This window comes from Paenibacillus sp. oral taxon 786 str. D14 (assembly GCF_000159955.1).
GTDB lineage: Bacteria > Bacillota > Bacilli > Paenibacillales > Paenibacillaceae > Fontibacillus > Fontibacillus phoenicis.
On the sequence record NZ_GG695977.1, the window covers coordinates 76,812 to 82,714 of the forward strand.

Annotated in this window: 6 protein-coding genes; 2 read left to right on the forward strand and 4 right to left on the reverse strand. The window is 54.6% G+C overall.

Annotation, left to right across the window (positions count from 1 at the left end):
• Positions 1–7: 7 nt before the first annotated feature.
• A complete protein-coding gene (locus tag POTG_RS12100) occupies positions 8–1,078 on the reverse strand; it encodes a glycosyltransferase family 4 protein (RefSeq protein WP_009225115.1) in 1,071 nt (356 codons plus the stop codon).
• Positions 1,079–1,291: 213 nt separating this feature from the next.
• Here POTG_RS12100 and POTG_RS12105 point away from each other — a divergent pair, with 213 nt between their 5' ends.
• Positions 1,292–2,293, forward strand: coding sequence for a YhcN/YlaJ family sporulation lipoprotein (locus tag POTG_RS12105; protein ID WP_036645153.1), 1,002 nt, complete (start codon positions 1,292–1,294; stop codon positions 2,291–2,293).
• A gap of 91 nt (positions 2,294–2,384) precedes the next feature.
• Here POTG_RS12105 and nagA read toward each other — a convergent pair whose 3' ends face one another.
• Genes nagA through POTG_RS12120 form a run of 3 tightly spaced genes read right to left on the reverse strand, consistent with a single transcriptional unit; the run spans position 2,385 to position 5,166 of the window.
• Positions 2,385–3,575, reverse strand: coding sequence for an N-acetylglucosamine-6-phosphate deacetylase (nagA, locus tag POTG_RS12110; protein WP_009225117.1), 1,191 nt, complete (start codon positions 3,573–3,575; stop codon positions 2,385–2,387).
• The gene (gene nagB, locus POTG_RS12115; RefSeq protein ID WP_009225118.1) at positions 3,575–4,303 is read right to left on the reverse strand and encodes a glucosamine-6-phosphate deaminase; all 729 of its coding nucleotides are present in this window, start codon (positions 4,301–4,303) and stop codon (positions 3,575–3,577) included. Before nagB ends, nagA begins: the two co-directional genes overlap by 1 nt.
• The gene (locus POTG_RS12120) at positions 4,297–5,166 is read right to left on the reverse strand and encodes a MurR/RpiR family transcriptional regulator (RefSeq protein ID WP_009225119.1); all 870 of its coding nucleotides are present in this window, start codon (positions 5,164–5,166) and stop codon (positions 4,297–4,299) included. The genes nagB and POTG_RS12120 overlap by 7 nt, the downstream gene beginning before the upstream one ends.
• 236 nt (positions 5,167–5,402) lie before the next feature.
• Between POTG_RS12120 and POTG_RS12125 the strand changes: the two genes are divergently transcribed.
• The gene (locus POTG_RS12125; protein WP_009225120.1) at positions 5,403–5,846 is read left to right on the forward strand and encodes a MarR family winged helix-turn-helix transcriptional regulator; all 444 of its coding nucleotides are present in this window, start codon (positions 5,403–5,405) and stop codon (positions 5,844–5,846) included.
• Positions 5,847–5,903 lie beyond the last annotated feature (57 nt).

A 5,903-nucleotide genomic window follows, 5' to 3' on the forward strand; every position in this document is an offset into this window, starting at 1 on the left:
CGCTTCTTTATTTTACTCCTAAGCTTTGCAGCATTTGGCGGAACGAATCAGCATACTGCTGCGGCGACAGCCACTGGTGGATATGCTGTTCCCCCATGCTGCGGATCTTCTCCCGCTGCCCGTGATGGTCCATCAGCTCCAACGCTCTGGCAACCGCTTGGCCCACTTGCGGGTACGCGAAGAACTTTCCCGTTTCATTATGCTTGATAAAAAGACGTACGCCATCGGAATCGGTGGTAAGCACGGGACAACGGCAAGCTAAGGCCTCGGCAACGGCATAGCCGAAGCCCTCCAGGGTAGATGTGGAGATCATCAGTCCGCCTGAATCGCCGACGCGGGATAGATAATAGGGCATCTCCCGGTTAGGGGTATTTGGATACAATTTGAGTTTAGGCTCTAGCCCCAAGCGTTTAACATACTGCCAAAACCGGTTTTTCGTCTCCTCGGACGGAAGCTGATAATCAAGGAACATCCAAATTTCCATCTGTGGACGTTGGCGGTGTAGGGCGGAAGCGATTTTCAGGAACAACTCCCAATTTTTGTTGGGCTCCAGCCGTCCGACCCAAGCGATGATGGGCACCGGATACTTCGGTTGCGCAATGTGACGGAAATGCCGGGTATCCAACGGATTCATCAATACGAACTTGGGCAATGTGGGGTAGTAGGTGGAGGCCAGCTCAATCAAATGGGGGGTTGGAGGCATCAGCGAAGCCTGGCAGTTTCGCAGGATTTCCTCCTTGCCTTCCCGAAGCGTCTGCTCTGCTTGTTCCCGCGTTCCCAAGCCTTGAATTTCAAAAATAATCGGTTTGTGAAACCCAAGCCGGCGCAGCCGTCCGGGCATCCAGTAATCCGAGGTTGCGATAACGGCATCATATTGCGGCAAACGTTGAGCGAGTTCGGCATCGCTTGGATCCACCATCACGGGAATGTTCGCCTGCTGCGTGTTGATGAGCCCGGAACCGGGACGCAAATACATAATATGGCCTTCAATGTTCCGTCTTTTTAGCGCATCGCAGCGCAGGCGGTTTAAGGTTTCGACCCCGCCGCTCGGAACATAAAACGTAAACAGCACTTTCATGGGCCAGCACCCCTTGAGGTTATTCAGCGTCTCAGATTTAGTGTACGCGTAATCTGAATTGGACGTGTGGGTGGATTTCCCACGATACAAGCCCGCTGAAGCATAGGAGGCTGGTGGGTCGCTCGGTTATGTTTACCTGTATGACGACAACGGGATTTGGCGCATGATAAGTCCTGTTTCATACATTACTTCTTACGGATGGAGGTTGACTACATGCGAGGAGCGAAAGTCGTTAACTTATCGTTATCCGCAGCGTTGCTTGCCGGGATGGCTTTAATGGCAGGTTGTGGTGACGGGAAGGGCGACAATAATGTGCGCACGCAAAGCTTACGGGGCAATAACCGAAATTATGATGTCAATTCTTTAAACCCCAGCAACCGTCTGTTCTCCCGCAGCGCCGGCAGCGGACAGGATATGCGTATCCGTTCCCTGCGTTACAGCCCTGCGCTTAGCAACAAGGTGGCACAGCTTGGCGACGTTCAAACCGCACATGTCGTTGTTACCGACCGTGATGCATATGTAGGTGTCACACTCCACGGCACGAATACGACAGGCCGCACTAGCGCTTACGGGGTGCAACGTCCCAATGGAGTTGGCCTTGGTACGACCAATGTCGGCGGCCCTTACGGTGCGGACTATGGAACCCGCGGCGCCGCAGACAACGGTTTGGCTCGCGGCAACGACCGTGCCGGACTGGGCGGGCTCTTTGACCTCGGACGCGGTTTGTTCGGAACGGGGAACAACGTCAATCGCAGTAACAACGGCTCGATGTTGGGCACCGGCACAACCGGCAACCGTTTCGGGTCGATGTATCCTGGAGGTACTCGTGGGACGACGAACACCCCTTCGGGCTTCACTACCGGGAACGGAGCCTTGGGAGCTGGAACGAGCAACGTGTCCCAGGATCTCAAAAACCGGATCGAAGCAGCGGTTAAGCAAGCGGCACCGCATATCCGCAACGTCTACGTATCTAACGATTCCGATTTTGTATCCACCATTGGCCAATATGCTACAGAGTCTCGGGGCGGCGGAACACTGAACAACTTCATCAGCGATTTCGAAACGCTGATTAACCGTGTATTCCCCGGCCGTGCAGGGACGATGACCGGGCCAAATGGTTATGCGCCGACAAGACCTAATGCCGGCATGGGCAATGGGACAGGAACAGGTGCACGTGACATGAATGCCGGTTTCACCGGAGGGACAACCCGCTAGCGGCGGTTTATAGCGAGAACCAAAAAGCGCGAGAAGCGGGAAGAAATCCTTCCTGCGTCTCGCGCTTTATCTTGTGATTGGATGGTTTTGATTATTCGTTATCTTGGAATGCACGTCCTTTGACCCACACCCGCTGCAATTCCAAATCGCGGTCGACCAGCAGCAGATCTGCTTGTTTGCCGGTTTCGATCGAGCCGGTTAAATGGTCGATGCGGATCAGCTTCGCCGGATTGGCGCTGGCGGCTTCCGACGCGCGTTCGATCGACAATCCCACCTCGCGTACGAGATAGCGGAAACCGCGGATCATCGTCAACGTGCTTCCGGCTAACGTTCCTTCGCTGTCGCGCAGCGTGCAGACGTTATTCTTCACGACAACCGGCAGGTCGCCAAGCATGTAGTCCCCGTCACCGAGCCCTGCAGCCGACATAGCATCGGTGATCAGGAGCAGGTTGCTGCCGGTCTTCACGCTGGCCAACAGCCGGATTGCTGCAGGATGGACGTGAATGCCGTCGGCGATGATTTCTGCGCTAATGCCCGGCGTGCTCAGGATTGCCCCGGCGGTGCCCGGTTTGCGGTGATGCAGCGGCGTCATGGCGTTAAACATATGCACGGAGTGGTTTAAGCCAACCTCGTAAGCGGCCATGATTTCTTCGTAAGTGGCATCGGTATGACCGGCAGCCGCTACGATTCCCTGCTTCCGTAAATAGCGGATCAGCTCATGCGCCCCGTCCCGTTCAGGCGCAAACGTAACCTGCTTAATTAGCCCCGGATACTGTTGTTCCCAACCTTCGATCCATTCGCGGTTCGGCGGGACGATGTGCTCAGGATTTTGGGCGCCCGGCCATTTCGGGCTGATAAACGGCCCTTCCAGATGAACGCCAACCAATTGGGCATAAGGCATCTCGCCAGCCATATATTGATGGACTTCGGCCAGCACGTTGTCGATCATCGCCTTCGGAAGGGTCATCGTTGTCGCCAGCATCGAAGTCGTTCCCTGACTGCAATGAAGCTTCGTAATGGCGTCCAGACCTTGCTTGCTTGGCTGCGAGAAATCCTTCAGCATGCCGCCGTGCACGTGCACGTCGATAAAGCCGGGCAGCACATAGCTGCCTTTCGCATCAATCGTCTCGACGCCTGCAGCGTGAGCTTCAGGTAATCCGGCGGTCGTGCCGACGTAAGTGATGACGCCGTCTTTCACCGCAACCGCGCCGTCGCGGAACGTTCCGCGCGGGGTGACAACTTCGGCATGAATGAGGTTGAAGGTACGTCCGGCGCCGCTCATCACAGGAATCTCCCCGCAGCCTGGTCAACGACGACAACCACATTCGGGTGGGTTTGCAGCAGCGAAGCCGGACATTGGGTCGTGATTGGCCCCTTTAACGCTTTGGCGATGATTTCGGCTTTGTCTTCGCCTTTGGCCATCAGCAGGATTTGCTTAGCCTGCAGGATCGAACCGATCCCCATCGTGAGCGCGTGAGTTGGCACCTCGTCAATGGAATTGAAGAAGCGCGCATTGGCCAGCCGTGTCCGCTCTTGCAGCTTCACGACATGCGGCGGCCCCGTCAGCTCATCGGCAGGCTCGTTAAACCCGATATGGCCGTTATGTCCAAGGCCCAGCAGCTGCAAGTCGATTTGACCCGCTTGATCCAGCAGTTTTGCGTAGTCCTTGGCCGCTTGCTCAGGATCCGGAGCATTTCCCTCAGGTACATGCGTATTTTCTGGCAAAATATCGATATGATTAAACAGCTTCTCGTCCATGAATCGGCGATAGCTCTCTGGATGGTCCGCCGGCAATCCGATGTATTCATCCAGATTGTAGCTGCTCGCTTGCTTAAAGCTGACGCTGCCTTTCTTGTACAGCTCGATCAGCTTCTCATACACCCCGACCGGTGTGCTGCCGGTAGCCAGGCCCAAAATCGCCCGCGGGTTAGATTGCAGGAGGCTGGCGATGATGCCTGCTCCGGTTTCATTAAATTGCTGCTCGCTGTTGGTTTTGATAATATTCAGCATTCGTGTTGCCCTCCTTGGGTTTTACGATAAATTTGAACATTCTGATACGAGCTTTCGAGCTTCGGAATGAAATCCTGGAATTCCAAGCTGACCATCCCCGTAAACAAAATATCGATGACGTGCAGCTGCGCAATACGCGAGGCCATATCACCCCGGCGCATGCCTTCCTCTAACGAGGATGAGAATAAAGCGATATCCGCGAGCGAAGCCAGGGAGTTGCTGCTGTACTGCGTGAGCGACAACGTGGTTGCGCCGCTGTCTTTGGCGCAGCGCAGGGCGTCGATCGTTTCCGGCGTTTCGCCTGAATAGGAGATCGCCAGCGCCACGTCGCCTTCGCCGAGCGAGGAAGCGGAAGTGATCTGCATATGCGAGTCAGCGAAGGCGGTGCAGTTCTTGCCAATACGCACCAGCTTCTGGTAAAAGTCTTGGGCGACAATCGAGGAAGTCGCCACACCGTACAGATCGATGCGCTTGGCGCGGCATAACGCCTCAACGGCCCGGGACAGCTGGTTCATGTCCAGCAGCCGGGTGGTGTCGGTAATCGAGGCGAGATGGTTGGCTTCCATCGCTTCGACGATTTTTTGCAGGTCGTTGCCGGCGATGATGTCCTGGTAGTGGTTCTCCGCAGGCTTGTGGGCCAGCTCGGAAGCCAGCTTCATTTTGAAATCAGGGAAGCCTTTAAAGTGAAAAGTCTTGCAGAACCTTGTCACCGTTGAGGGACTAATCCCGCACGCATTGGCCAGCTCTGTGATCCCCTGATGAATGACGGTGGCCGGCGACTCCAAAATGTATTCGCCCAGCTTGCGTTCCTGCGGCGACAGCGTCTCCAGGTGGCTGGATACCGCATGCAATATGGGTGTCATAGATAAATTCCTCCCTCAGGAAGTTCAGCCGTTGGATGTGATTGTTTACTTGCTACGAAAATAATTTTTATTAAATTCTTGTGAAATGTGAAAATTATTTTGACTTCTCGGTTTCATCATAAGCGATTTTCCCGGCCTTTTCAAGTAGGGTTACCCGTCAAATGGCGACAGATTCCTTGAATTTTCGGAGTCTGCATAATACACTCTAAACAGTAGGGTTATTATCGGAGAGAGGAATGGTTTGGTTGTCCGTTGATCTCGACCATTACATAGATCGGATCGAATCGGTATGGACCCGTTCGTTTCGGAAAGTGAAAAGTGAATTAATGCACCATCAGGAGCTGGGCCTGACGGGCCCGCAATTTCATACGCTGATGCTGATTGCCCGGAAGTCCAACTGCAATGTCAGCTATTTAGCCGAGAAGCTGGAGGTGAAGCCCAGCGCGATTACGGTCATGATCGATCGGCTGGTCCAAAGCGGTTTCGTGGAGCGGCGGCATGACGAGCAGGATCGGCGGGCGGTGCTGTTGTCGGTTACCGAGCGGGGGGCCGAGGTGCTGGCGGAAGCCCGGAAGAAGTCACGGGAAGTGTTGAAAACGCATTTATCCGTCCTCAGCGAAGAGGAGCTGGAGATGATGATCACGATTTTGGAGAAGCTGTCCAAGAATTCCAAAGCGTGAGGGAAGCGGTGAACATATTGGCGGAAAGGAACCATGGAATTTTCTATGGTTCTTTTT